At 71.8% G+C, this 26,274-nt stretch carries 23 protein-coding genes; 8 read left to right on the top strand and 15 right to left on the bottom strand.

Features of this window, described 5'->3' with window-relative positions:
• Positions 1–230 precede the first annotated feature (230 nt).
• The 3 genes from AB0I66_RS19215 to fxsT all read left to right on the top strand — a co-directional run bounded on the left by AB0I66_RS19215 (position 231) and on the right by fxsT (position 7,240).
• Positions 231–1,337 carry a threonine synthase gene (locus tag AB0I66_RS19215; RefSeq protein ID WP_363209053.1) on the top strand — a complete coding sequence of 369 codons (1,107 nt, stop codon included), beginning with the start codon at positions 231–233 and terminating at the stop codon, positions 1,335–1,337.
• A gap of 239 nt (positions 1,338–1,576) precedes the next feature.
• Positions 1,577–3,028: a hypothetical protein gene (locus AB0I66_RS19210; RefSeq protein ID WP_363209052.1), complete on the top strand. Its 1,452-nt coding sequence runs from the start codon at positions 1,577–1,579 to the stop codon at positions 3,026–3,028.
• Between the two features lie 312 nt (positions 3,029–3,340).
• Entirely contained in the window at positions 3,341–7,240 is a 3,900-nt protein-coding gene (gene fxsT, locus AB0I66_RS19205) for an FxSxx-COOH system tetratricopeptide repeat protein (protein WP_363209051.1), read from the top strand.
• A gap of 33 nt (positions 7,241–7,273) precedes the next feature.
• Here the strand turns inward: fxsT and AB0I66_RS19200 are convergent, their stop codons facing one another.
• From AB0I66_RS19200 to AB0I66_RS19175, 6 genes are all read right to left on the bottom strand, one after another.
• Positions 7,274–9,163: an HEXXH motif domain-containing protein gene (locus tag AB0I66_RS19200; protein ID WP_363209050.1), complete on the bottom strand. Its 1,890-nt coding sequence runs from the start codon at positions 9,161–9,163 to the stop codon at positions 7,274–7,276.
• Between the two features lie 35 nt (positions 9,164–9,198).
• Positions 9,199–9,408 carry a hypothetical protein gene (locus AB0I66_RS19195; RefSeq protein ID WP_363209049.1) on the bottom strand — a complete coding sequence of 70 codons (210 nt, stop codon included), beginning with the start codon at positions 9,406–9,408 and terminating at the stop codon, positions 9,199–9,201.
• Positions 9,409–9,487: 79 nt separating this feature from the next.
• The gene (locus tag AB0I66_RS19190; protein WP_363209048.1) at positions 9,488–10,558 is read right to left on the bottom strand and encodes a trypsin-like peptidase domain-containing protein; all 1,071 of its coding nucleotides are present in this window, start codon (positions 10,556–10,558) and stop codon (positions 9,488–9,490) included.
• An 11-nt stretch (positions 10,559–10,569) separates the two neighbouring features.
• Positions 10,570–10,878 carry a trypco2 family protein gene (locus AB0I66_RS19185; RefSeq protein ID WP_363209047.1) on the bottom strand — a complete coding sequence of 103 codons (309 nt, stop codon included), beginning with the start codon at positions 10,876–10,878 and terminating at the stop codon, positions 10,570–10,572.
• A 104-nt stretch (positions 10,879–10,982) separates the two neighbouring features.
• Entirely contained in the window at positions 10,983–11,390 is a 408-nt protein-coding gene (locus AB0I66_RS19180; RefSeq protein WP_363209046.1) for a rodlin, read from the bottom strand.
• A gap of 111 nt (positions 11,391–11,501) precedes the next feature.
• Positions 11,502–12,437: an LCP family protein gene (locus AB0I66_RS19175; protein ID WP_363209045.1), complete on the bottom strand. Its 936-nt coding sequence runs from the start codon at positions 12,435–12,437 to the stop codon at positions 11,502–11,504.
• Between the two features lie 333 nt (positions 12,438–12,770).
• Here AB0I66_RS19175 and AB0I66_RS19170 point away from each other — a divergent pair, with 333 nt between their 5' ends.
• On the top strand, positions 12,771–12,965 hold the full coding sequence (locus AB0I66_RS19170) for a hypothetical protein (protein ID WP_363209044.1): 195 nt from the start codon (positions 12,771–12,773) through the stop codon (positions 12,963–12,965).
• 81 nt (positions 12,966–13,046) lie between these two features.
• Here AB0I66_RS19170 and AB0I66_RS19165 read toward each other — a convergent pair whose 3' ends face one another.
• Entirely contained in the window at positions 13,047–13,457 is a 411-nt protein-coding gene (locus tag AB0I66_RS19165) for a rodlin (RefSeq protein ID WP_344521470.1), read from the bottom strand.
• Positions 13,458–13,663: 206 nt separating this feature from the next.
• Between AB0I66_RS19165 and AB0I66_RS19160 the strand changes: the two genes are divergently transcribed.
• From AB0I66_RS19160 to AB0I66_RS19150, 3 genes are all read left to right on the top strand, one after another.
• Positions 13,664–14,074 (top strand): rodlin, encoded by a 411-nt coding sequence (locus AB0I66_RS19160; RefSeq protein ID WP_363209043.1) that lies wholly within the window; start codon positions 13,664–13,666, stop codon positions 14,072–14,074.
• Between the two features lie 208 nt (positions 14,075–14,282).
• A complete protein-coding gene (locus AB0I66_RS19155; RefSeq protein WP_363209398.1) occupies positions 14,283–14,540 on the top strand; it encodes a chaplin in 258 nt (85 codons plus the stop codon).
• A gap of 98 nt (positions 14,541–14,638) precedes the next feature.
• Positions 14,639–15,511 (top strand): chaplin family protein, encoded by an 873-nt coding sequence (locus AB0I66_RS19150; protein WP_363209042.1) that lies wholly within the window; start codon positions 14,639–14,641, stop codon positions 15,509–15,511.
• 243 nt (positions 15,512–15,754) lie between these two features.
• Here the strand turns inward: AB0I66_RS19150 and AB0I66_RS19145 are convergent, their stop codons facing one another.
• Positions 15,755–17,023 carry an NAD(P)-binding domain-containing protein gene (locus tag AB0I66_RS19145; protein WP_363209041.1) on the bottom strand — a complete coding sequence of 423 codons (1,269 nt, stop codon included), beginning with the start codon at positions 17,021–17,023 and terminating at the stop codon, positions 15,755–15,757.
• The gene (locus AB0I66_RS19140) at positions 17,016–18,296 is read right to left on the bottom strand and encodes an ATP-grasp domain-containing protein (protein ID WP_363209040.1); all 1,281 of its coding nucleotides are present in this window, start codon (positions 18,294–18,296) and stop codon (positions 17,016–17,018) included. The genes AB0I66_RS19145 and AB0I66_RS19140 overlap by 8 nt, the downstream gene beginning before the upstream one ends.
• A 129-nt stretch (positions 18,297–18,425) precedes the next feature.
• On the opposite strand from AB0I66_RS19140, the gene AB0I66_RS19135 reads away from it, so the two are divergent.
• On the top strand, positions 18,426–19,574 hold the full coding sequence (locus tag AB0I66_RS19135) for a glycosyl hydrolase (RefSeq protein ID WP_363209039.1): 1,149 nt from the start codon (positions 18,426–18,428) through the stop codon (positions 19,572–19,574).
• Positions 19,575–19,594: 20 nt separating this feature from the next.
• Here the strand turns inward: AB0I66_RS19135 and AB0I66_RS19130 are convergent, their stop codons facing one another.
• The 6 genes from AB0I66_RS19130 to AB0I66_RS19105 form a co-directional block, all read right to left on the bottom strand.
• A complete protein-coding gene (locus AB0I66_RS19130; RefSeq protein WP_363209038.1) occupies positions 19,595–20,716 on the bottom strand; it encodes a GNAT family N-acetyltransferase in 1,122 nt (373 codons plus the stop codon).
• Between the two features lie 5 nt (positions 20,717–20,721).
• Positions 20,722–21,381, bottom strand: coding sequence for a lipopolysaccharide biosynthesis protein (locus AB0I66_RS19125; RefSeq protein ID WP_363209037.1), 660 nt, complete (start codon positions 21,379–21,381; stop codon positions 20,722–20,724).
• Complete coding sequence (locus AB0I66_RS19120) at positions 21,381–22,511, bottom strand: glycosyltransferase (RefSeq protein WP_363209036.1); 1,131 nt, start codon at positions 22,509–22,511, stop codon at positions 21,381–21,383. Before AB0I66_RS19120 ends, AB0I66_RS19125 begins: the two co-directional genes overlap by 1 nt.
• Complete coding sequence (locus tag AB0I66_RS19115) at positions 22,508–23,221, bottom strand: polysaccharide deacetylase family protein (protein WP_363209397.1); 714 nt, start codon at positions 23,219–23,221, stop codon at positions 22,508–22,510. Before AB0I66_RS19115 ends, AB0I66_RS19120 begins: the two co-directional genes overlap by 4 nt.
• 61 nt (positions 23,222–23,282) lie before the next feature.
• Complete coding sequence (locus AB0I66_RS19110) at positions 23,283–24,947, bottom strand: lipid II flippase MurJ (RefSeq protein WP_363209035.1); 1,665 nt, start codon at positions 24,945–24,947, stop codon at positions 23,283–23,285.
• Entirely contained in the window at positions 24,944–26,209 is a 1,266-nt protein-coding gene (locus AB0I66_RS19105) for an O-antigen ligase family protein (protein ID WP_363209396.1), read from the bottom strand. The genes AB0I66_RS19110 and AB0I66_RS19105 overlap by 4 nt, the downstream gene beginning before the upstream one ends.
• Positions 26,210–26,274 lie beyond the last annotated feature (65 nt).

The following is a 26,274-nucleotide window of genomic DNA, read 5'->3' as shown; positions in this document are numbered from 1 at the left end:
GGGGGGTGGTGCCGGTGGTGCTCACGTGCACGAGGGCAGGCACAGGGAAGGCAGGGACATGTCAACTTGACGGCGTCAGTTCGACGGGCGATCCACCTGCTCATGCCTCCGTCGGGACGAAAGATTGGCGGACCCATAGGAATCCCACAAGGGTCAGGACCGGACGTAACATGACCGCCACGCACCCGTCATGACACATCAGCCCCAACTGCCGCAACTAGCCTGCGGACATGACAGCATTGCCGGATTGCTTCTGCCCCACCGACGGAACCCGTGTCCCCGCGGGCACGCTCGCCTGGTGCTGCCCCGTCTGCCGTGGCCCGCTCGACCTGGACTTCTCCCCCAATCCCGCGCCGCTGAAGTCGTTGAACGGAAGGGTCAATTCCCTGTGGCGGTACGCGGAGTCCTTGCCGCTGCCCGCCCCCGCTTTCTCGCTCGGCGAGGGCCGCACACCGCTCGTACCGCTGGATGGCGCGATCTCGGCCAAGCTCGACTACCTGATGCCGACGCTCTCCTTCAAGGACCGCGGCGCGGTCATGCTCGCCGCCCTCGCACAGCGGCTCGCCCCGGAGCGCGTGATCGCCGACAGCAGCGGCAACGCGGGCACGTCGGTCGCCGCGTACTGCGCGCGGGCCGGACTGCCCTGCACGGTGTACGTCCCCGAGGGCCCGTCACCGAAGAAGCTGGAGCAGATCGGGGCGCACGGCGCGCGTCTCGAAGTCGTCCCCGGAGACCGCGAGAAGACGGCGTGGACGGCCCGGGCGGCCGCCGACGAGCCGGGCACTTTCTACGCCTCGCACGTCCACAACCCCTACTTCCTGCACGGCACCAAGACGTACGTCCATGAGCTCTGGGAGGACCTGGGCGGCCGCCTCCCGGACGCCCTCGTCCTGCCCGTGGGCAACGGCACCCTGCTGCTCGGCGCGGCCCTCGCCGTGCGGGAACTGCACGCGGCGGGCCTGATCGCGAAGGCGCCCACGCTGTACGCCGTGCAGGCCGCCGCGGTCGCCCCGCTGGCCGAGGCCTGGCGCGCCGGGGCCGACGAGCCCCTGGGGAACGCCCCGGCGGCGCCCACCCTCGCGGAGGGCATCGCGATCCCGCGCCCGCCCCGGGCACGGCAGATCCTGCGGGCCGTACGCGGTTTCGGCGGCGGCTTCCTGACGGTCACGGAGGACCAGATCCGCTCCGCCCAACGCGACCTGGCGAGGCGGGGGTTGTTCGTGGAGGCGACGGGGGTCGCGTGCTGGGCGGCCGTACGGGACGGTGCGCTGGGCGAGCGGAGTGCCGTGGTGCCGCTGTGCGGGGCGGGCCTGAAATCAGGACTGGCGCACACCTGAGCGGACCACGAACTGAACGTGCACACAAGGCAGTTGACGGTACGCGCCCAATGGTCACAGCTCAGCCCGCGAATGGCCGGAGGCCTGCCCTGAGCTGGGCTGTGGCCGTACGCTTGTCGCCACCATCGATTTGACGGTGCCGCACCATCGATTCACATGAGTGCTGACTGCTGACTGCTGGTGGCGATCGGGAGGTCACGGGGGTGGAAGGGCGCAGCCCGGCGAGGGTTCGCAACGAATTGGTCGCCGACATCGTCGACGTACTGCAGGATTCGAGCACCGTACGACAGGAGAACAGCGCCGACATATGGGTGCGCATGCTGAGCGACGAGCTGGCATCCCCCGTGGACCCCTTGCGCAACGCGGCGCTGCGGCCCTGGCTGCTGCAACTGGTGGAGCACTGCTCGCAGGTCCCTGACGGCCTCACGAGTCTGGTGCGCTGCCTGCAGTATCTGGAGCAGCAGTCCTCCGCCATTCTGGCGCTGCGGCGCCTGGTGGACGAATGGGAGGCCGTGGAGTTCTTCGACGGCGCCGACCTGCATCCCCTGCAACCGATCCTGCGGGACATGCGCTCGTCCGCCGGGCTCGCCACGCTCGCCCGGCGTGCCAGCCGGTCACGCACCCAGGAATTGCCCGCGTGGTGCGACACGGGATGGGCAGTCTTTCTACGACTGGCCGGCGACAACACCGCCGCGAAGGAACTCCCCGTCAGCATGGCGTTCCTGGCCCTGGCCGCCGAACGGCTCGTGGAGGACGGACAGATGGAGGCTGCGGAGGACCTGCGTCGCTGGAACCGTCAGCAGGCCAGGACATGGGGGCTCGAGGAGCAGATCGCCGACTGGCAGCGCAGCGGCATGGCTCAGCAGGCCCCGCCGCCTCTGGTGCCCGCGTATCTGATGATCCAGTTCGAGCCCGACGGAGTGGATCCCGACCGCTATTTCCTCTCGCACTGGCGCCAGTCGGACGCCGAGGGCTGGCATCCCGTGCCGGGCGAGACGCTGCATCTGCACCGCGACGACCTGCCCGCCGAGGTCGAGGTCCTCATCGAGCAGACCGAGGAACGCTGGGCGGACCTGCGGCAACCTGTCGTCCTGGAATTCATCCTCCCGTGGGAACTGCTGGGGGAACCCGTGGAGTGGTGGCACAAGGAGTCCTCCTCCTCGTCACCGACACCCCTGGTGATGGACTACGCCGTGCTCATCCGGTCCTTCGAACGCCTCCGGAAAGCCGCCTGGCACCGCCCCTGGCACAAGAAGTGGCGTCAGCTCAAGGAGCAGCCCGCCGACAGCCACTCGTACTTCAACCCTCCCGGCCAGTCGCACTTCCACCTGGAGCGCGAACTGAAGGAGGACGACCACGCGGTCTGTCTGGTCCTGAGCCAACCGCCCGGCACCGACTGTCCGGCCAGCCACCAGGAGTTCATGGCCGGCCTGCGGGCGGGTGTGCCCGCGATGATCTGGCACCGCGGCGACTGCGGTGACCCCGCGTTCAAGGAAGCGGTCGCCGAGATGGTCCAGGACAGGGGCCTGTCCAGCCTGGTGACGCGCGCCGGAAATTGGCGCAAGGAGGCTCTGGCGCTGGGACCCGAGGGCTGGGACAACCACGTGGGACGCCATCTCGCGATCCTGCTCGACGACCCGGAACGCAGACCCGGGCCCCCTGGCCCCGACCGTGCGCCGGTGACGAGTTGACCGGGCCGCGCCGACCGCAGGCCCAGGTCCGTGCGCCCGCCGAGCCGCCCCTTCCCGCCGGGCGCACGCAGTCATGGGCCGGGCGCACGCATGTACGAGCGGGGAGCACCACGCATTCCGCCGCAGGCACGACTTACCCTGCCGAAGGCGTGACTTCTAGCACGATTTCCGTGCGCCCCGGCCCATGCCGCCGTACCCCCTTGCTTGCAGTGCGGGCGCACTGTCACGCTGCGCTTGTGGATGTCACGCACGCCCGCGCTCTGCGGGACTCCGCACAACTGTCCAGGCCGCCTCGACGCCTTGAGGGCGCATATGCATGACGACGGAGGGCAGCGGGGACCGGTCACGCGGGCACGACGTGAGGCCGCGTCCGTCCTCGGCCGACTCGGCCGCGCCAGGTCCGGCCGGCCCGGCGGACAGGAGCGCGCCGAAGCGGTCCTCGTCCTCGACGGCCACCTGACCATGAAGGTCTGGGACCAGGAGGTCGACGACCTGGTCGGCGAGCTGAGGCGTGGCGGCGACTTCGCGCGCGTACGCGTCCTGCGCCTGCGCGGCACCGACGAGACCGACCCCGCCCGGGTCAGCCCCGAGGAACCGCTCGGCGGCATCACGGACACGCGCCGCGTGATCCTCGTCCTGACCGACGGCCTCGCGGCCGGCTGGCGCTCGGGTGCCGTCCTGCCCCTGCTGCGTGCCTGGGGCCGCACCTGCCCGGTCGCCGTGGTGCACGTGCTCCCCCAGCAGCTGTGGTTCCGCACGGGTCTGGACGTCTGCCGGGTGAGGTTGCGCGCCGCTCACCCCTGGGCCGCCAACAGCGAGCTCGACTGGGAGCTGCGCGAGGCCCCGGTCGAGTCGCGCGACCCGGGCGAGCCGGAGGTCGAGGGGGACACGGTCCTCGTGCCGGTGCTCGCCCTGACCCACCGCTGGGCCGAGGCCTGGACCCAGCTCCTCATGGGCCCCGAGCCACAATGGCTGGAGATGTCCGCCGTCCGGGCGCGGGAGTGGAAACGCAGGCCCGACGCCGCGCGCGCCCTGCCCTGGACGAACGACGTCCCCGACCCGCGCAGCACGGTACCCGCGTCGGAGCGCGTGTCGGACTTCCGCGCGGGCGCCTCTCCCACGGCGTTCACGCTGGCGACGCGCTTATCGGCCGTGCCACTCAGCCTCCCCCTCATCCAGAAGGTCCTGGAGACCACACCGGGAGCGGGCCCGGTGCACGCCTCCGAGCTGCTGATGAGCGGACTCGTCCGGCCCAGCGGGGAGCAGGGCGACGACATCACGGACGTGACGTTCTCCTTCGCCCCCGACATCCGCGAGGAGCTCCTTGCCCTCGGCCGCCGCAGCGACACGACAAGAATCCTGCACGACGTACGCGCGTTGCTGGCGGCGGACGGAACGGAAACCCCCTCGCTGCTCCCCTCCCCCGCCGAACCGCTCGACACCCTGGCCATGCCCCGGGTGAACAGCCGGAACATCGACTTCCTGCGCGTGGAACTCGCCGCGCTGAGGGCACTCTCCGGACGTTTCATGCAGCGCGCCGCCCTGCTGGCAGGGGTACTTGGCTGGCACGATCGTCGATACGCAGTCAGCCTGGAGAAAAGCGGTCAAACCCCCGTCTCTCGGCCCCATCGTGAAGGAGCATTGGTGATGTCGACTACGCCCCAGCAAACGATCGAGGGGGACCGCACATCACTGCCGCGCGTTTGGGGAAACCTGCCGCCCCGCAACCCGAACTTCACCGGCCGCGCGGAGCTGCTCGAACTGCTCGGCGAGCGTCTGCGTGAAGGCACGACGACGGTCCTGCCCGAGGCGATCCACGGCATGGGCGGCGTGGGCAAGACCCAGCTCGCCATCGAGTACGCGTATCGCCATCAGGGTGAGTACGACATCGTCTGGTGGATTCCCTCCGAGCGGCCCGGCCAGATCGGTCAGGCGCTCGTGGAGCTGGCCGGCCGCCTGGGCCTGGAGACCAGCACCGAGGCGAACATCGCGGGCCCCGCGGTGCGTGAGGCGCTGCGCGAGGGCCGGCCGTACTCCCGCTGGCTGCTGATCTTCGACAACGCCGACAACCCCGAGCAGGTACGCCACTACTTCCCCACCGGGGGCAACGGCACGATCCTGGTCACCTCCCGCAACCGGCGGTGGGGCCTGGTCGGCGGCTCCCTCGAAGTGGACGTCTTCACCCGCGAGGAGAGCAAGGAACTCCTGCGCCACTCCGGGCCGCCCCTCCAGGAGGAAGAGGCTGACCGGCTCGCCGAGGCGCTCGGAGACCTGCCGCTGGCCCTGGAGCAGGCCGCCGCGTGGCGGGCGGAGACGGGCATGCCCGCCTCGGAGTATCTGCGCCTCTTCGAGAACAAGCGGACCGAGCTCCTGGAGACGTCCCCTCCCCCGGACTACCAACTGCCGGTCGCGGCCGCGTGGAACGTCTCCCTCGACCACCTGGAGACCCGGAGCCCCTCGGCCCTGCGTCTGCTGCAGCTCTGCTCGTACTTCGCCCCGGACCCGATCTCCCGGTCCATCTTCTCCGGCCTGGGCAACAGCAGCATCTTCCCCGAGCTGGACGCGACGCTGAACGACCCGATGCGGCTCGCGCGCGCCATAAGGGAAGTGAACCGCTACTCCCTCGCACGCATCGACCACCGTACGAACTCCATCGAGATGCACCGCCTCGTGCAGCTCGTCCTGAACAACCGCATGTCCCCCGAGGAGCAGGCCCGGATGCGGCACGGGGCGCACACCCTGCTGGCCGCCGCCGACCCCAAGTCGCCGGTGGCCCCGGCCAACTGGCCCAAGTACGCGGAGCTCTACAGCCACGTCATCGCGTCCGACGCGGTCAAGTCGGACCAGCCCTGGGTGCGCCAGCTCGTCCTGAACGTCGCCCTGTACCTCTACCACTGGGGCGACCACGACGTGGCGCTCGACTTCTCCGAGCGTGCCTGGGCGACCTGGCGGGACGTCTTCGGCGAGGAAGACCAGATGACGCTCATCATGGGGCAGCGGCTGGGCTTCTTCTACTGGGCCGTCGGCCGCCACCGCGAGGCCGCGGCCCTGGTCGCCGAGATCAGGGCGATCTACGAGCGCACGGCGCCGACCGACCGTGAGGACTCCCGGGAAGACGCCCTGGACGCGATGAACCTCGAGGCGGCCGTGCGCCGTGTCGAGGGAGACTTCGCCCTCGGCGCCCAGCTGGACGCCACGGTGTACGAGCGGGCGCGCAGGGCCTTCGGCGAGGAGGACCCGACCACCCTCAACACCGCCCACAACCTCGCGGTGAGCCTGCGTCTGATGGGCGAGTACCGCCAGGCGTACGAACTCGACCAGCAGACCCTGGCGTTGAAGCTGCGTGTCCTCGGCCAGGACCACCAGCAGACGCTGCACACCGAGCTCAACGTCGCCATCGACATGCGCGAGACAGGGGACTACGTCGGCGCTCGGGCCCGCCATGAAGCCGTCATGATCGCCTATCGCGAGGTCTTCGGCCGCGGGAACCCCGCCGCCATCGGCACGGTGCGCCAGCTCAGCGAGGCCTGCCGCAAGGAGGGCGACCACGCCAAGTCCCTGGAGATGGCCCTCGACGCCAGCTCCCGCTTCACCCGCCGGTACGGCGACAACCACCCCCAGTCGCTCTCCGCCGCCCTGACGCTGTCCATCGCCCTGCGCGAGAACGGCGACCTCCAGGCGGCGCGCGAGCGGGGCGTCAAGGCCTGCCAGGGGTACCGCGAGATCTTCGACCCTAGCCACCCGCACGTGCTGTCCGCCGACATCGACCTCGCGGTGACGTTGCGGCTGCTCGGTCAGCCCGACGAGGCGCGCCGGCTCGACGAAGCGGCCCTCTCCTCGCTCAGCGAACGGCTCGGCCCGGCCCACCCCATCGCGCTGGCGTGCGCCATCAACCTGGCCAGCGACCTGGCGGCGCTCGGCGACCACGACGCGGCGCGCTTGCTCGGTGAGGCGACCCTCGAGCGGTGCCGCGCGACGCTCGGCGAGGACCACCCCACCACGCTGGCCTGCGCCGTGAACCTGGCGACGGACCTCGTGGCGATGGGCGAGGAGGCCGACGGAAACACCTTGCGGGCCGACACGATCGCGCGGATGGAGCGCGTGCTCGACGAGCCCCGGCTCCGCTCGGAGAACGCCGCCCCGCACCCGGCCACCGTCCAGGCCAAGGCAGGACAGCGGGCCAACTGCGACATCGACCCGGTTCCGCTGTAACCGGCCACGGCGGGGGCCCGCGCCCCCGCCGCGCTAGTCCAGGTCCGACTCGCCCAGCCCAAGGCCCAGCCACGTGGCGAGCTCCACCGGATCGGCGCCCCGCCCCGTGGCGTGCTCCAGCGCGCTCTGTACGGCACGGGCCCGTTCCGGGTGGTGGCGCAGCAGCCGGGAGGCGTCCCGGTGCTCGGCGGCCCCGGCCAGGGCCCTGCCGAGCCCCGCCCAGGCGGCGGACGCCGTCTCCTTGTCCGCGAGTTCGGTGACGAAGGCGTCGCACGCCCGACTCAGGTCACCCCGCGCGAGCAGCAGATCGGCGACGCGGGCACCCTCGATGTCGCTCGGATCGGCTTCCGGGGCGCCGAGGCGGTAGCGGGCCAGGACGGCCGCAGTGTCCAGGTAGCGGGTGTCGGCGACCGGAGCGAGCTCGGGCGGCGCGGCGAGCGCGGCCGGAGGCCGTGCGTCCCCTCGCCGCCAGGCCCGCACGGCGTCCTCTACGGCCGCGGCGGGCGGCCCCAGGTGGTGGGCCCGCCAGCGCGCGCGGTGGTCGGCTGCCACCTCTTCGGCCAGCGCCAGTTCGGCGGCCGGCACCGGCTCTGCCATCCACTCCTCGCACCTCTCGCGCAGCGCGCCGAGGAGCCGTCGCCCCAGGGCGGTCAGACGGTCGTGGCGGTGGACGAGATCCACGGTGGCCGACACCTGGGCGCGCCAGAGGGCGAACTCGAAGTGCGCCATCGGGGCGTACGCGGCCTCGGCCGCATGCCGGTGGACGGACCAGAACCGGGCCACGCCGGCGAAGGCGTAGATCCCCTGGAGCAGCCCGCCCAGAGGCCGCGGATCGTCCCGCCAGGGCGCGTAGAAGAGCTGCTCCGGCGCCCCCGGCGGGACCGCAGGCTCGCTCAGCGGCCCCAGGTGGATCAGACCGCCCAGCTTGGTGTGCTGGAACTCGTGCACCAGCGTCGCGGCGAGCTGTGCCACGTCGTCGGGACGCGAGGCCATGACGCCGCCGAACGCGTCCCCGGCCGTGACGCTGTGCGGCCGGTAGGGCTCTCTGGCCGGCGTGGGCGCGAGCGACATCAGACCGACGCGCATCGCCTCCGCGCTCTGCGGCTCGTCGCGCCGCAGGATCGCCCACGCGCCGGTGAGCAGGTCCTGCCAGGTCCGCGCCTCCTCGGCGGAAAGGAGGCGGGGCGGGCTCGGGTGCGGGAACGTGCGGTAGGGGTCCGACTCGTCGAGCAGCAGGAGCTTCCCGGGGCCCGCCGGCTCCAGTTCCAGGCGGCGCGCCGCGTGCCAGCCCGGCGCCGAACGGGACCACGCGGGCCCGGCCGTCACCGTCTCCGCACCCGCGGTGATCCGCAGCCGCCCCTCCCGCGCGTCGACCCGGGCCGTGCCCCACGGCTCGTCCGCGTCCGCGAACACCGCGCAGCCCAGGGCGGGCAGCGGCACCCGGCCGTGGCGCACCGGGACGGTGAGGGAGAAGTCGAGGCCCGCCCGGGCGGCAGCGGCGGCGGCCAGCGCCGACAGATGCCCCGCGACCACCCACAGGGGCGCGTCCTCGTAGGCCGCCGCGCCGCGCAGCCTGCGCAGGGCGAGCGACAGCCACATGCCGGTGTGCGGGCACATCAGGGTGTCCTCGAACACCTGGGGCGCGTGCTGTTGGGTGCGCGCGAGCAGCTTCCAGGCCGCCCGGTGCGACATGGGGGCCGTCCCCGCGGGCTGCGGCGGATCGCCCTCGCCCAGGCTGTCGGCGAGGGCCCGCACCAGCAGCAGACGGCGGCTGCGCTCGGCGGTGAGGAGCTCCTCGACCGCCGCGCTGCCGCCTTCGCCCCGCGCGAGCGCGAGAACGCTCGGCGCCGAGAGCCGGTGGAACGCCAGGCCCGTCGTCACCGTGCGACCGTCCGACATGGCCGCCCCACGGCTATCCGACATGGGTGCTCCACGGCGCGGTGGCGGCCGCGGCCGTGTCAGTCGAAGCGGGAGGGGCTGTACGACATGGTGACGGCGCGGGCGTCGTCGATGTGGCGCAGCAGGGGTTCGAGCGACCCCGCGATGGCACTGCCGTCCATGGAGAGCAGCGCTTCAAGAGAAACCCCCGAGAGATCTACGAGATCGGACTCGACGGCAGGCATCGATTGCTCCACGGCTGCCAAGTCCCCCTCCGTGATTCCGTGCATGCGCCATCCCTTTCCCCCTCATGATGACCCAGCACGGCACGCTGCGAAACCCCGCATCCGAGCCGTGCCCGACATCAAGTCAGCAGTAACGCTTGGCCAGTTGAGCTGCCTCACGGTCGACGACCGTCACTTCCGTGGACTGCCCCTCCAGGAGCCGGACGGTCTCCAGGAGCTGATCGAGTGTGCCCCGATAGCGGAGGCAGGTGTGGACGATGCCGTAAATGTCCATCCTGAGCCTGGGGTCCCTCGGCCTGTTCGCGGCGATCTCCCCCTCGATGCTGGCGAGCACCAGAGCCAGGCTGCCGGGGTCCTTCAGGGACGGGACTTTGGTCAACGCGTCGACCAGCGCCATGAGTTCACGCAAGGGCAGGTCAGAGGGGAGATTCGCCAGGCTGGGTGGCGCCGTCGGCCCCTCCGGTTCCGCCGCGGAAGCGAGCCCTCCGGGCAGCGGCAGGCCCGCGTCGGCGTGCAGGCGTTCCAACTCTGCGGAGGACAGCGCGCCGTACCAGTGCTCCACCCGGTGCGCCGCGAGCCGCCCCAGGCCGTCCGAGCGGTGGTGGGCGCTGATCACACCGACGACGGCACCGCCGGACCAGACCACCGCGCCGGACATTCCCTCCCAGGGCGAGCGCTCCGGTTCGGGGTCCGCGCGGGGCGCGAGAACGGCCAGTTCGAGTGTGCCCTCGCGGCGGTTGGACAGGGCGGAGACGGTCCCCGAGACATGGCAGGAGTCGCGGTACTGGCTGGGGGCGCCGTCGTCCAGGAGGCGCATCCGGTCGTCCCGCAGCTTGAAGCGGGGGAAGCCCACCGCACTGACGGTGAGCACCACGTCGGACTCGGGCACGGCGCCGTAGCGGGGGTTCTCGACGGTCGAGCAATGCTCGGGCGGCTCGGTCGTGATCTGCAGGAGCGCGAGATCCACCGCCTCGGCGAGCAGGACGACGCGTACGTCGGCGCTCCACTCCCCCGGCAGATCGGCGTCGAAGCGCACCCGCAACGACGTCACCGGGCCTGCGACCACATGTGCGGCCGTCAGCACGGACCTGTCCCCCACGCGATATCCGGACCCGCGCCGACCGGGCGATCCGCCCGGCCTCTCCACCAGCACCTCGGCGACCCGCGCCGCCTCAAGACCTGCTGCCGCCCCCATGGTGGCCGGGCTCAGCGTTCGCGCGGGGTCCGGTCACCGCTGACCCAGGGCCGCTGATCGGTGTCGCGGACGCGGGGTTCCAGGCTGAGGGTGACGCGATGGGTGGTGCTGTGCGCCTGCTGGCCGGAGGCACCTGCCTCGACGACCCAGAAGCGGATCCTGCCGTCCGCACCGGCGGACCGCTGTACGGCGAACTCCGCCTCCAGCTGTACGGGACCCAGCTCGAAGCGCAGCGTGTCGTCCTCGGTGTCCTGCGCCGCGGCCATGGCGGCGGCGAGTTCCCCACGTAACTGCGCGATCATGTCGGCGAGTTCAATCACGCCGAGCCTCTACCCCCGGCGTGTCGCCCCCACACCGTGGAGGCGACACGGCGAGAGCCGAAAGGGCCGGCCGGCACGACGACGGCCGGCCCCTGGGGGGAAGATCAGCCGTTGCCCGAGCCGTTGCCCGACAGGACCGGGATGTCGGACAGGATGTGCGACAGCGGCTCGTCGCCCTTGGCCTGCGTGGAGTTGTCGGTGCACTGCTGGTTCTGCGGCGCGGACAGGACCGGGATGTCCTGGACTCCGACGTTCACGAGCGCGACGAGCGACTGGACGTTCGCCTTGACCGGGATACCGAGGCAGGGCTTGTTCAGCGTGCCCTGGACGAGCGTGAGCTGGGGGCTCTGGTTGCCCTTGGTCGCGGAGTTGCCGAACGCCGTCTCGGCGCCGTTGCCGCTGAGCGACGTGGTGCCTCGGTCGTCACCGATCGCCAGGGCCTGGGGGGCCAGCCCTGCCGAGATTCCGGCGACGGAGGCGGCGACGGCCGCGGATGCCCACAGCTTGTTCATTTTGATTCCCTTCAAGAGCGGGCTCCCTTGGCAGAGCCGCGTGATGATCAACTGTCTGACACGGCGTTGGTTGCGACGTTCGACCCGGTTGGCGTAGTAATCAGAGCACCGTCAACTGCATTCCAGGGTGTCGCCGCGGACGGTCGCCGGGCTCCCGAACCGCGGTGGATCACTTAGCCTGGCCTGCGAGTCGGGGGCCGTGAGGGGCTGGTCCCGGTTGAGGGCCGTGAAGACCTTGCCGGCCTTGGCCCGGTCCCACTGGAGCGACCCCTTCAGCGTCTGGCTGAAGCCCTTCACCGGCACCGTGGTGAACTCCATGGAGGACGCCGGGAGTCTGCCGAGCTCCGTCGCGAGCCGCAGGATCTGTTCGGTGCTGAACCCCCGGTCGACCGACGCCGCGCCTACCAGCGCCCGGCCGAGCTGCGCCGCCCTGACCGGGTCCGCCAGGACGTTCCCCGTACGTACGGCGCGCATCGCGGCGATCAGGAAGCGCTGCTGGCGCTGGATCCGCCCGAAGTCGGCACTGGTGTCCACGTGCCGGGAGCGGACGTACTGCAAGGACCGTCCGCCGTTGAGCAGGTGGCTGCCGGGGGCGAGGTCCAGCTTCGTCGTCTTGTCCTTGAGAGGGCGCGGTGTGCAGACCCGCACGCCGCCCACCGTGTCGACGCTGTCCATGAAGCGCCGGAAGTCGAGCTGCAGATACCGGTCGACGCGGACGCCGGTCATCGCCTCGACCGTCCGCACCGACAGCGCGGGACCGCCCTGCGCGTAGGCGCCATTGATCTTCCCCGGGTGCGCCGGGCGCATCCGCCCGGTGGCCTTGTCGCGGTGCGCCGGGATGTCGGCGTAGGAGTCCCTGGGGAGGCTGACGACGCTGACGCGGTCCCCCGCCTCGGAGACGTGGACCAGCATGAGCGTGTCCGTGCAGTCACAGGCGACCCCGCCCGCGCGGTAATCCCGCTTCTCCTTGCGCGTGATGGTGTCGCGGCCGTCCGTCCCCATCAGGAGGATATTCGTACCGCTTCCCTCGTTTGGTCGATTCTTCATGTCGCCGAAGACATCGACGCGTTGAACGGGGAGAGGCAGCGCGGCGGCATTTCCCATCGCAATGGTCACGCCGATCAGAAGAGCCCCCGGAACCGCGACTCGCAGTTTTCGCGTCCGCCGGGCTCCGGTCGGTGAGTGGAAGTGAGTGCGCAAGCTGGACTCCGCTGCGGGGGAACCGGGACGACGAAACGGTAAACCGTTCTACGCCACTGCGGAGCGCGAGAGTTCACGGCACGCAGGAACAACAACTCGTTCGCCCTAAGCTGTTCGGTTTCCCCGGATTCCACGCCTGGAACAGATGGTCCGACACACGCCCGTCGATGGCGAGGGAACATGGCTGACTTCAAGCAGGAGTGGAAGCGGCAGGGCCTCATCCCGGTGAGCAGGAATTCTCCGGAAAGCCGCGTCGATGACCCCATCTTCAAGTCGTTGCAGGCTTCCTGGGAACGACAGGGAAAAACCGTTCCGGGCCGCCCGGACCAGGAATGGCAGGCCCTGATGTCACACGATCACTGGCCCAGGGGCTGACGGCGGGAGGAGCCGTCAAGAGCATGGAACGCGGCAGCGGGCCGCCGGTGAACGGCGGCCCGCTGCGCAATGCGTGGGGGATCAGCTGTTGCCCTTGCCGTTGCCCGAGAGCACCGGGATGTCGGACAGGATGTGCGACAGCGGCTCGTCGCCCTTGGCCTGCGTGGAGTTCTCGGTGCACTGCTGGTTCTGCGGCGCCGACAGGATCGGGATGTCCTGGACTCCGACGTTCACGAGCGCGACGAGCGACTGCAGGTTCGCCTTGACCGGGAGACCGATGCAGGGCTTGTTCAGCGAACCCTGGATCAGCGCCATCTGCGGGCTCATGTTGCCGTACGTGGCGGAGTTGCCGTACGCCTGCTGAGCGCCGTTGCCGCTGAGCGACGTGGTGCCGTGGTCGTCACCGATCGCCATGGCCGACGGAGCTGCGGCGGCCGACATGCCGACGACGGAGACGGCAACCGCGGCTGCGGCCATACCCTTCTTAATCACAAGTAATTCCCTTCTGGAGAAACCCCGTTCGCCGGAGCGCTCTGATTAACTCCACACCCTGCGCTTAGTTGCTGCGGTTCACTCTGATGGCCCAATGATGGTCCGACACGGGACCCAACCGGGTGAAGCCCCGAAACTCAAACTCCTGCAAGCCGGTTGGTCAGTCCGCAGTGACTCGAGCTCATGCCAGAAAAGGAACACACAAAATGATGAAGAAGGCTATGGCCACGGCGGCAGTTGCCGTTTCCGTCGTCGGTATGTCCGCTGCCGCGGCCCCGTCGGCGCTGGCCATCGGTGACGACCACGGCACCACCTCCCTGAGCGGCAACGGTGCCAAGCAGGCGTACGGCAACTCCGCCACGCACGGCGACATGAGCCCCCAGCTCTCCCTCGTCCAGGGCTCGCTGAACAAGCCCTGTGTCGGCCTCCCGGTCAAGGCGAACCTGCAGTCGATCGTCGCGCTCGTGAACGTCGGAGTGCAGGACATCCCGATCCTGTCGGCGCCGCAGAACCAGCAGTGCACCGAGAACTCCACGCAGGCGAAGGGCGACGAGCCGCTGTCGCACATCCTGAACGACATCCCGGTCCTGTCCGGGAACGGCGAGCTCAACGGCTGATCTGCCGGCGTGAGAACGCTCGGGCTGCCGGCCTGTCACAAGGCCCGGCAGCCCGGGCTTCTTCATTTTTTGCGCGCGTTAATTCGGGTGAATTTCCCGATTGGTCGAAAACTGACGGTTTCTTCCGGACCGTCAACTCGTTTGCAGGCTGCGGGTCATGGAGCGGGACGCAACGTGGTTCTCGCTCGGTTTCGACTGCCAGATCGGCATGACCACAGAGAAGGGAACATCTGTGAAGCACAAGAAGAGCGCATCGATCATCGCCGGTGTCGTGATGGCCATGAGCATGGCGGCTCCCGCGTTCGCCGACGCCGGCGCCGAGGGTGCGGCCGTCGGTTCCCCGGGCGTCCTCTCCGGCAACCTCGTCCAGGTCCCGGTCCACGTCCCGGTCAACCTGTGCGGCAACACCGTCGACATCATCGCCCTGCTGAACCCGACGTTCGGCAACACCTGCGCCAACACCTGAGGTAGCACCCAGCCACCTGGCTGTGACTCTCATGGCCGGCCTTGGACGTCGCTACGACTCCAAGGCCGGCTTTCCACTGCTCAGAGGAAGACAACTAGATGCGACAGGTCATTGGTAAAGGAATGCTCGCGACCGCGGCCGCGACCAGCATCCTCTCCCTGTCCGGCTCGAACGCGTACGCCGCGGGCGCGGACGGCGTTGCGACGGGTTCGCCCGGGATCTTGTCCGGGAACAGCGTGCAGGCCCCCGTGGAAGTACCGGTGAACGCCTGCGGCAACAGCGCGAACGCGGTCGGCGTGGGCAACCCCGCCATGGGCAACAGCTGCGCGAACACCGGCGCCCCGCACCGGCACGCCGACGCCCCGCACCGGGCGCCGTCGCAGGAGCGCGCGGAGACCAGGACGGGCGGCAGCTACGGGCACGGGCACGGATACGGCGACACCTCGGACGAGGGGTCCCACTCGGGCACGCACGCGGGCACCCAGTCGACGGCCCAGGGCAACACCAGTCACTCGCCCGGCGTCCTGACGGGCAACAACGTGCAGACGCCCGCGGACGTTCCGGTCAACGCCTGCGGCAACACCGTGGACGTGGTGGGTCTGCTCAACCCGGCCGGCGGCAACGGCTGCGCCAACGGAGCACCCGCGCCGACGTCCCCGGGCCACGAGACGCCCACCTCGCCGGAGTCGCCCGAGTCGCCCTCCACCCCCGAGACGCCTCCCCGGGCCGCTCAGCCGCCCGTCGACCGCGCCATGCCGCCCATGGAGACCGGTCGGCCGCCGCAGCACGTCGCGTCCTCCTCGACCGCCCGGCAGCTGCAGTCGGCCGCGCAGGAGGCGCCGCACGCCGTCGCTCGGCTCGCCGAGACCGGCAGTGACCAGGACCTGCTCGCCGCGGCCGCCGCGAGCGCCGCTCTGCTGGTCGGCGGCGGGATTCTGTACCGGCGTGGGTTCGCCTCGCCGCGCCGCTAGTCCGCCCGGACACACCGCTGGCGGGGAAGAGACACCCGAGGGTCTCTTCCCCGCCAGAGCGGGAGGGGGGCCGGCCCGCGAAGGGGGTGTTGCCTACCCACGGCATGGAGCCGACGGCTGGCGGAGGGCAACAGGCCCGTCCCATACGACAGAGTCCACCACCTGATCGCCCGGGACGAAGAACCGATTCACCCGTTCGCCGAGGGCATCACCTGATCGGGTCCCCAGGCGCCGGGTTCTCGTTCAGCGCTTGACGGCACCCAGGAGCGCCCGGCGGCCTCGCCCGCCGGTCGGCGCCGGAACGGTGGAGCTCAACGGGGCCCGGCGCAGGCTGCGTTGAACGCCTCGTACCAGCCGTCCCGCCGTGAAAGAGGCGCCGTGCACGAAGCGCATGGCCGGGCCGAAGCTGGACGCCGTGACCAGGCCCGCCAGGAACAGGCCGGGGTAGGAGGACTCGAACTCCACGGAGGCGTACGGCTCTTCGGCGGCGTTCACCGCCAGGCCGCCGCGCAGGCCGGGGTCCAGCAGGCCGAGGCGAGCGCTGGTCGCCCTGAAGCCGGTGGCCGCGATGACGTGGTCCGTGTCGAAGTCCGGGCCCGCGCCCTCGCTCCCGGCGGTCGCGAGGCGCACCCGGTCCGATGCGACCGACGCCGTGGCGACCTCGTGGTCGAGCAGCACCTCGACGCGTGACTCGACCCGGTCGCGCACCCACCAGGCCCCCGCCGGGCCGAGCGCCGACGCCGAGACGCGGGCGCGGGTGGCCTCGGGGAGCCGCCGGAAGCCGCCCGGCACCTCGGCGTAGAACCAGTTGCGCCATCCGCAGCCCAGGCCGCTGTGCGGGGCGCGGGCGGACTCCCGCCACGGGCGCTTCCACGCAGGGGGCACGGTGTTCCAGTTCAGCCGGTTCGACCGGGCGAGCACCCGTACGCGCGTGCCCTGCTCGGCGAGGAGCGCCGCGGTCTCCAGGGCGGCCTGGCCGCCGCCGATCACGGTGACGTCCCGGTCGCGGAACCGGTCCAGGTCCCGGTGGTGGCTGCTGTGCGAGACGTGCCGCGCGCCGAGCCCGTGCAGGGCGGCGGGGATCTCGACGAAAGGCATCACGCCGACGGCGAGGGCCACCGTGCGGCTCCGGATGGCCTGGCCGTCGTCGGTGACCACCTCGAAGCCCCCGGGGCAGGCGCCGATCCTCGCCACCATGCGCTCGTCGACGTCCGGGACGGCGTGCTGGGCGAACCACAGGCCGTACGAGGCGAACGTCTCCACGGAGATGGGTTCGCCGTGCCGGGCCCGCGTCCCGTTGCGCTCGCAGTACGCGGCCAGGCCGTGGCGGCGCCGGGGGTCGGACAGGTTCGACGCCCAGGGCTCCGACTTCAGGAACATGCCCCGCGGCATGTGGTCGCGCCAGGACGCCATGGGTCTGCCGAAGACGCGTACGTCGAGTCCGGCGCCCGCGGCGTGTGACGCGATGGAGAGCCCATACGGGCCGGCTCCGACAACCAACAGGTCATGCATCGGCGACTGCTCGCTCTCTCGTCGTCTGTACGGGCGCCGGCGGTGCGGCCGGGGCCGTCGGGCGCACCGTCCGCCGCATGCGGCCCAGGACCCGCCGCGTCACGTGCCGGGACCACAGCACCCACATGGCGCGGGCGGGCGCCATGTCGTCCTGGGCGTGCCAGGCGAACTCGCGGCGGTGTGCCGCGGTGGAGGCGGGGCCCGCCGCCCTCAGGAGGCGCAGGGCGGCCAGCGGGGAGTAGTTCTCCACGACGAAGGAGCGGCCGGGGAGGGCGGCGGCGGCCGGCAGCGGCCGGTGGGTCATGTCCAGGTGCTGGGCGCGCACCACGTCCAGGTCGGTGCCGTCGGCGAAGAGCCGGAACTGGGCGCCGGGCCGCGGGTTGAAGTCGAGCAGACAGTGCTCGCCGGTCGCGGGGTCCACCCGGAAGTCGAGGTCGAAGATGCCCCGGTAGCCCAGGGTGCCGACTAGTTTCTCCACGTCGGCCCGCAGGCCCGGGTCGGGTGTCCACTCGCCCACCGCCGTCAGGCCCGCCCCGCGCGGCCAGGAGCGGTGCTTGCGGCCGGAGCCGCCGCCGCGCACGGCCCCCGCGCGGTCGACGTACCCGTGGACGAACCAGTCGCGGCCGGGGGCGTCCGGCAGGAAGGCCTGGAGCAACAGCCGGCTGCCCGCCTCCTCGCTGCGCCGGAAGAGCTCCTGGGCCTGCCCCGCCGACCGCACCAGGACCGTGCTGCGCAGATCCGTCCCGGTGGGGACCAGCCACGGGCGGCTCCACTTGGCCACTAAGGGCAGCCCCAACTGCCGTACGGCTGCGGACGCCTGGGCCGCGGACTCCGGCAGGAGGGTCACCGGGTGCGGGATTCCCGCCGTGGCGCACACCTCGGTGAGCGTCGCCTTGTCGGCCACCCGTTCCGCGAGGCCGCGGGCCTGGTCGGGCAGGAGGTAGGTCTCGGCCAGTTCTCTCTGCAGGCGTCCGATCGCGAGGGCGCCCGCGTCGTCCATCGGGATCAGCACGGACGGCCTGGCGACCCGGTGGGAGATGCGGCGCAGTACGACGGCGATGTCCCGGAGTGAGGCGCCCGGCGGCGGCGGAGGGTGCGTCTGGTGCAGATAGCGGGATCTGCGCACGGGGCTTTCCGCGGAATCCGCGGCCGCCACGTGCACCTCCACTCCGGCGCGGCCCAATGACCGGACGGCTCCGAGTGTGCCGTGATGAAAAGGGTTCCGGTCGATCCGCAGCAGAACCGCGGGGACCCGGGTGTCGAGAGTGAGCACGGCCAAATTCTCTCAATTCCGTCCCCCATGCGGGCGATGGGCACGCCCAGAGGATTAGGGGCTCGATTGGCGCAATAGAAATACATATGACTGAGTGTCAGTGGATGAGGAGCAGCATGAGGAGCGACCATGGCCTTGCAGAGACGCCGGACCCCCAGTAGACGACTCGCATTCACCGCCACCGGAATCGTCGTGTCAGCAGCGCTCGCCGTCGGCTCCGGGCACGCGTGGGGTGCGGGGCAGGACCCGGGTCCACCGGCCTCCCAGCCCGGCTCGAAGCCCGCGTTCGGGGCCTACCTCACCTACGGGCCGCAGGGCGTGGAGCGCATGGCCGAGCTCAGCAAGTGGCTGGGCGGCGCCGAGCTCGACGTCGGGCACACCTACCTGCCGGGCGACCGGTGGAGCAACATCGAGGGGGCGCCGAACTTCCTGGAGAGCTGGGCCGAGTGGCGGCGCGCGAAGGACGACCGGCTCTTCGTGCTCAACGTCCCCATGATGGAGCGCAACGAGGACCGCGTCGGCGACTGGGAGGTCCGTTCGCTGCTCCGCCGTGGCGCCGCGGGTGAGTTCGACAAGCATTACCGCACCCTCGCCGAGCGGCTGGTGAAGCTCGGCGTGCCGGACACCGTGGTGGTGCTCGGCTGGGAGATGAACGGCACCACGTACACCCATCGATGCGGCCCCGACCCGGAGTCCTGGAAGAAGTACTGGAAGCGCATCGTCACGACGATGCGTTCGGTACCGGGCCAGAAGTTCAAGTTCGATTTCACGCCGAACAGGGGCCGGGACGCCATTCCGTGGACGCAGTGTTATCCGGGTGACGACGTCGTGGACATCGTCGGCATGGACTCGTACGACCAGCCGACGGGCACTGATTTCGCCGAGCAGGTCAGTGAGCCGTACGGGCTGAAGCAGCACGTGGAATTCGCGAAATCCCACGGCAAGGAGATCTCCTACCCGGAGTGGGGTCTTTTCCGGAACGGCGACAACGAGGAATACATGCGGAAGATGCTCGCCTGGATGGACGAGCACAAGCCGCTGTACAACACCGTCACCGACTACTGCCCGCACGGCGTGTGGCAGTGCGAGGAGAATCCCAAGTCCTCCAAGGCCTACCGCTCCCTGCTCTTCGGCCGTACGGACACCGGGCCGACCGCCCCGGAGCCGACGCAGCCCACGCAGCCGCCGAACTGTTCCCCGCTGAACCTGGGCGACTGGGTCGAGCACTGGCTGGGCGGGAAACTGTGCATGCGCCTGGACTGGTACAAGCGGTCGTAGGCGGGGCCGACCGGGAGCGCTCAGGATTTCTCCGGGCGCTCCCGGGCTTCCCGGTGTTCCCGGCGCTCGCGCAGGAATTCCTTGCCCCGGCTGCGGGCCGCCGCCTCCCATGCGGCGGCCCGCAGCACGGGGGCGGTGCGCCGGCGGGCGAGGAGCAGCCGGTGGTTGGTGGCTTCCTCGGGGCGCCAGTGGTGCTTGTACGGTTCGTTGCCGCGCAGGAGGCTCAGCACCCGGCTCCGCTCGCCCTCGGCGTGCTGCGTGCAGGCGTTCAGGAGCATCGTCGCCACGTCCACCTTCCGCTCGCGGAGCCGCGGGTGCGCCCCGTACAGGTAGCCGCCGACGAGGTGGGGCGAGAGGAGGGTCAGGTCGGCCGCCACCACGTCGTCGTCGAGCCGGAACTCGGTGACCACCGCGTCGCCCGACCTGACCATCAGCCCCACCGACCTGATGAGGTGCTCGGAGAACCGCGGCTGCAGATGCTCGGACGTCACCTTGCGGCCCTGCCACTGGAGTTGGTGCAGGTGCAGGAGCGTGCGCACCGACGCGTCCACCTCGTCGTGCCGTACGACCCGTCGCTCGACGCCGAGCGCGTCCAGCTTCCGGATCTTGGCGCGCGCCCGCTGGGCCCGGGGTGCGGGCAGCCGCCCGAGCAGCTCCTCCATCGACGTGGCGGGCAGCTCCAGGCAGAGCGAGTCCGCGAGGCGGAGCCGGGGCCCGCGCCAGCGTTCGTAGATGCTTTCCACCGCGGCTCCGGAGCGGACCTCGCGGAAGTCGATCAGGGCGCCGCGGGCCAGCTTCGACAGGCCGTCGGCCAGCGCGTCCGCGGCTTCGTCGGCGCACGTGTCGTCGATCAGCACGTCGGTGAAGTCGGAGATCGCGCCGCCCAGCGGCACGAGCGCCGGGAGCGGGAGGTACGCGCGCATCAGCGGCGCCGCGGCGACGAGCTCGCCGTCCTTGCGCACGAGGACCACGCGCAGCCGCCCGCGCGCGCCGTAGGACAGCCACCACGAGTGCAGCCACGCGTGGCTCTGGAACGGCGTCGCCGTCCGGCACGTGCGGTGCAGCCGGGCCCACGCCGACGCGAGCCTGCCGAACTCGGCCTCGTCCGTGCAGAGTTCGGCCTTCAGGGCGTTGCCCGCCACCCCGGTCACCTCTCCCGGTCGATGTCGGCGGACTGCGCGGGGCCCGGCACCGCGGCCGACGGGGCGTCCTCGGCGCGGCGGGGCCGCACGAGGAGGGCGAGCCCGCCGAGCAGGCCTCCCGCACAGGCGCCCACCAGGGCGGTCATGGGCGCCGACGCCGATGCGGGGGCCTCGGGCTTCACCGCCCGGGAGAGCTGCAGGAGACGTACCCGCGTGCTGTCCTTGGTGTGGTTCGCGTTGTTGGTCAGGGAGCGTGAGACCGCGTTGGCGATGTCGCGCGCCTTGCCCGGCTTGGCCGCCGTCGCCGAGATGGAGATCATCGGGGCGTCGGGCGAGGTGGCGGCCCGCACGCTCTCGCGCAGTGTCTGCGGCGAGACGCCCGACTCCACCTGGGCGTCGCCGAGCACCGCGAGCTGGGTGGCGACGCGGCCGTAGGCGGTGGCGAAGCCCAGCGCGGCGGTGGGGTCGGAGTCCTTCTGCGGGACGGCGATCACATAGCTGGTCGCCGTGTACTCGGGTGTCGCGACCGCGCCGTACAGGCCGCCGGTGAGGGCGCCGAGCGCGGCACCGGCGGGCAGCAGCCACCACGCGGGCAGTCGCTTCACGCGGGCCAGCATCAGGGCCGGGTCGGCCGGGCGGTACCGCCTGCTGAGGGTATCGGTCATCAGGAACTCACTCTCGGGGTCGAGCCGGAGGCAGCTGCCTCGTAGACGTGCATCAGCTGTGCGGCGCTGCGGGTGATGCTGTAGTGCCGCGCGGCCTGCGGGGCGAGGCGCGCCCGTGGCCCCGCCGACCTGGCCCGCAGCAGCGCCCCCGCGAAGGAATCCGCGTCGCCCGGCACGCGCTCGGCGCCGGGGGCGGCGTCCGGCGGGAGATCCTCGACGGCGGGACACCGGGCGTAGACCACCGGCAGACCGGCGGCGAGACCCTCCACGACGGCGAGGCCGAAGGCCTCATCGGGGGACGGCGACGCGAGGACGTCCATGGCGGCGAGGAACGCAGGGAGCCCGGTCGCCCCCTCGGACAGGTAGGGCTGCTCCCCCGCGAACACCACGCGGTCCGCGACGCCGAGTTGTTCCGCCGCGGCCCGCAGCCCGGCCTCCTCGGGACCGCCGCCGACCAGCAGGACGCGCACGTCCCGGGGCAGCGCGGCCAGGGCACGCAGCAGGACGTCGAACCGCTTGCCGGGGGCAAGGCGGCCGACGCCGCCGACGACGTACGCCTCGTCCGGGAGGCCCAGTCGGCGGCGTACGGCGACCCTGGCGCGGGGGTCGAAGCGGAACCGCTCGACGTCGATGCCGTTCGGCACGACGTGGATGCGCTGCCGGGGCACCCCCCACCGGCTGAGCCGCTCGGCGACGGACGGGGAGACCGCCACCGTGGCCCGCCCCAGGCGCTCGCCGGTCAGGTACAGCGCGCGGACGCCCGGGGTCAGCGGCCGGCCCTCCATCTGCGCGTCGCCGAGGGAGTGTTCGGTGGCCACCACGGCGCGTGTCCCCGCGAGGCGGGCGGCGATGCGCCCGTAGAGGCAGGCGCGGAAGAGGTGGGTGTGCACGAGGTCGTAGCCGCCGCCGCGGATGAGTTTCACCAGGCGCGGCACGGCGCCCAGGTCGCGGTTGCCGGACATGCCCAGGTGGACGACGCGTACCCCGTCGGCCGTGAGGCCCTCGGCGACCGGGCCGGGGTTGGTGAGGGTCACGACGTCGCACTGGGCGGGCAAGTGGCGCAGCAGCAGGCGCAGTTGCTGTTCGGCGCCGCCGACTCCCAGGCCGGTGATGATGTGCAGGGCCCTCATTCGCCCACCGCCGGTTCGCGGACCGTACGGCGGCGCAGCCGGTTCAGCCGCAGCTTCAGCTGGAGCCGCAGGGCGGTGTCCTCCTGCCCGATGTGGACGCGGGGCAGGGCGTGCATCCCGGTCAGGGGGCCGGGGGAGATCGCGCAGGCGTAGCGGTAGCCGGCCGCTCGTACGGTGTCGACCACGCGCTGGTCGACGGTGCCGTACGGGTAGCAGAAACCCTCCACCTCGCGGCCGATGAGGTCGGACAGGGCGACCCGGCTGCCGCTGGTCTCCTGCCACAGCAGTCGGTCGTCCGCCTGGGTGAGGTCGACGTGCGTCAGGCCGTGCGAGGCGACCTCCATCCCCTCGGCGGCGGCGACACGGATGCCCGCCGCGTCGAGCAGCGGTTTGCGGGGGCCCAGCGGGTCCCACGCGTTGTCGCCCGCGAGGCGGCCGGGGAGCACGAAGACGGTGGCGTCGAAGTCGTAGTGGTGCAGGAGCGGCAGGGCGTGGGCGACGAAGTCGGTGTAGCCGTCGTCGAAGGTGAGGCCGACCAGGTCGCGTCCCTCGCCGCGGGCGCGCGCCGTGAGGAGCCGCGACATGCTCACCCCGCGCAGGCCCTGGCGCCGCAGCCAGCGCAGTTGGGCCGCGAGGCGTTCGGGCGAGACGGTGATCTTGTAGGGGTCGTCCGCGCAGGTGTCCACGGAGTGGTACATCGCCACCCACATCGGCGCTTGCGGCAGCCAGCGCCGCGTGCGCCGTGAACGGGAGGTCTCACCGAGTGCTGTGTCAACGGACATGCGTGAGCTTTCGTGTGGCGGATGTGACGGAGCGTGCGACGGAGCGGAGGACGGGCTCGACGGCCCTGGCCTTCAGGGCCCAGAGCACCAGGACGAACACGGCGGTGACGGTCGAGGCGCCGACGGCGAAGGCGGCTGACGGTGAGTCGAGGCCGCTCGCGACGGCGGCGCCCGCCCCGGTGGCGCACACCGCCGCGGCCACGGGCTTGGCCAGCTCGCCGAGGACCCCGCGGACCCGGATCGGCACATTGCGCGGACCCATCCCGCACAGCAGCACGCAGGCCGTGACGCTGATGCCCGCCGCGTTGGCGAGCGCGATGCCGCGTACGCCCCACAGGTCCACCGCCCAGCTGCCGGCCCCGGCGGTCGCGGCGACCCCGACCGCCATCGCGCCCAGCGGGAACCACGTGGCCCGGCCGCCGGAGAAATAGGAGCGGGTGAGCGCCCCCACCAGCGTGTGGCCGAGGAGCCCCAGGGCGTACACGCGCATCACGGCCGCCGTGGCGACAGTGTCGTCCGCGGTGAACGCGCCCCGCTGGAAGAGGAGTTGGATGAGCTGCGGCGCGCAGGCGATCACCACGCCGGTGCCGAGGAGCACCACGCAGCCGGCCAGGCCCAGGTCCCGCTCGACGCGTGACCTGGCGCGCTTGACGTCGCCTTCGGCCAGGGCCCGCGCGACGACGGGGAGGGTGACCGTGCACAGCATCAGGGACAGGATCATCGGCACCTGCGCCACTTTTTGCGCGTAGTTGAGGTGCGAGATGGCCCCCGAGGGCAGCGAGGACGCCAGGAAACGCTCGATGAGCACCTGCGACTGCCGGCACAGCGCGAACAGCAGCACGGTCGCGACGAGGGTGCCGCTCATCAGCGCGGGGGCCGAGGGGCCGGCGGCTTTCCCGTCGGGCGCGTCCGCCGTGTCGCGGGTGAGCTGGCGCCAGAGCGAGGGGGCCTGCACGAGCACCATGAGTACGCCGCCGGCCGCGACGCCAAGTGCCGCCGCCCGGACGCCGTAGCGGGGGGCCAGGACGAACACAGCCGTGATGATGCCGATGTTGTAGAAGACGTAGATGCCCGCGGGGGCCACGAACCGGCGGTGGGCGCGCAGGGCCGCGCTGCAGTACCCGGCGAGGCCGAAGGTGAAGACACAGGTGGCCGTGAGCAGCGTGCAGTCCACGGCGAGGCGCGGATCGGGCAGCCCCGGCGCGAGGACGTCCACCAAGAGGGGCGCCCCGGCCATCAGGAGCAGCGCGACCGCCCCGGAGGCCAGCATCAGGCGGGGCAGCGACGCGGCGACCAGGGCGCGTACCGGGTCGCGGCGCGCGCCCTGGCCCCGGCGGGCGAGCGCCATGCTGAAGGCGGGGACGAGGGCGAAGGCCAGGCCGTCCTCGATGAGCAGGGTGGTGGCCACCTCGGGGACCGTCCACGCGACGAGGAAGGCGTCGGTCTCGGGGCCCGCCCCGAAGAAGTGGGCCAGCGCCTGGTCGCGCACGAGACCGAGCACCGAGCCGGCCACCGTGAGGGCGGCGGTGATCAGGGCGGCCTTGGCGAGGAAGCCGTTGGAGGGGTCGGAGCCCTTGGCGGGACCGGTCCCGGTGGCCGGAGCGGGCACCTTGCCCGCGGGGCCCGCGTCCACGGAGTGCGTGGTGGAGGTCATCGCGGCACCTCCCCCGGCATCGGCGCGGCCAGCGCGCGGCGGGACAGCGCCCACCAGGCGACGAGCCCGAGGACCACGGCCATGAGCACCGTCGAAGGACCGCCGATGTCGGCGTACGAGAAGTCCACGAGCTGCCACAGCAGCAGCCCGCACGCGACGAGCGCGCAGTCCGCGCCCGCGCCCCCGCGCACCCGGACGAGCCGCCGCAGGCCAAGGAGCAGGAACGCCGCCCAGCTGCCCACCAGCGCGCACAGACCGAGCAGTCCCTGCTCGCCGAGGACGAGCAAATACATGTTGTGCGGGGAGAGCAGCGGCTGGCGGCTGAACCCGGCGCCCGCGCCCGCGGTGTCGCTGGCCGAGGAGAGGGCCAGCGAGGCGTGGCTGTCGCGGTGGTCGGGGAAGGCCTTGAGCCCCACGCCCGTCACCGGCTCGGCACGCCACATGTCCACCGCGGCGGCCCACATGGTGTACCGGTCGGTGACCGACTGGTCGGGGGCGTCGGAGACCTGCGTGATGCTGGTGACGCGCTCCTGCAGCAGCTGCGTGCCGATGCCGAGACCGCCCACGAGGACCACGGCCGCGGCAGCCACCGCCGCGAGGGCCCGCAGCGCGTTCCGTACGCCCGCGAGACCCAGTTGGGCGCCGCAGGCCACGACGGTGGCGATCCAGGCGCCGCGGCTGAAGGAGAGCGCGAGCGGAACGGTCAGGAGCAGCGCGCACGCAAGGGCCATCTGACGCTGCCTCGGGGAAGCCGGGCCGAGCGCGAGAGCGAGAGCGCACACCACTCCGTACGACACCACCGTCGACATCCCCATGACGTCGCTCGCGCCGAAGGTCCCCACGGCCCGGACGTCCGAACCCATGTAGCTGGCGCCCGTGCCCGTGACGTACTGATGGACGCCGATCGAGCCCTGGAACAGGGCGAGGCCGATGAGCGACCAGGCCACCAGGCGGAAGTCACGGCGGTCACGCACGAGCAGCAGGACCGCCGCCGGCACGAGGACGAAGACCTGCAGATAGCGCGCGAGGCCGGTCATCCCGGCGGTGGCGGTGCTCGCGCCGACCGCCGCGACCGCGATGCCGACCACCGGCATGCCGAGCACGACGGCCGCGGTCCGGGTCAGCGGCCGGCGCGCCCCGCGCACGGTGCGGACCACGCACCAGAGGACCACCAGGGCGGAGGCCGCGTCGGCGGCCGTGCCGCCGCCGGTGCCGCCGTCGCTCGGCGGGACCGGCAGCGCGAGCAGGGCGACCACGGCCATGACGGGCAGCACGGGACCGGCGCTCCTGAGCGCCGAGGAGATCGCGGCGGCCGGTGAGCCGGGCG

Origin of the sequence: Streptomyces sp. NPDC050439 (genome assembly GCF_040655335.1) — a bacterium.
Classification (GTDB): domain Bacteria; phylum Actinomycetota; class Actinomycetes; order Streptomycetales; family Streptomycetaceae; genus Streptomyces.
This window is presented reverse-complemented; position numbering and strand designations above follow the sequence as displayed.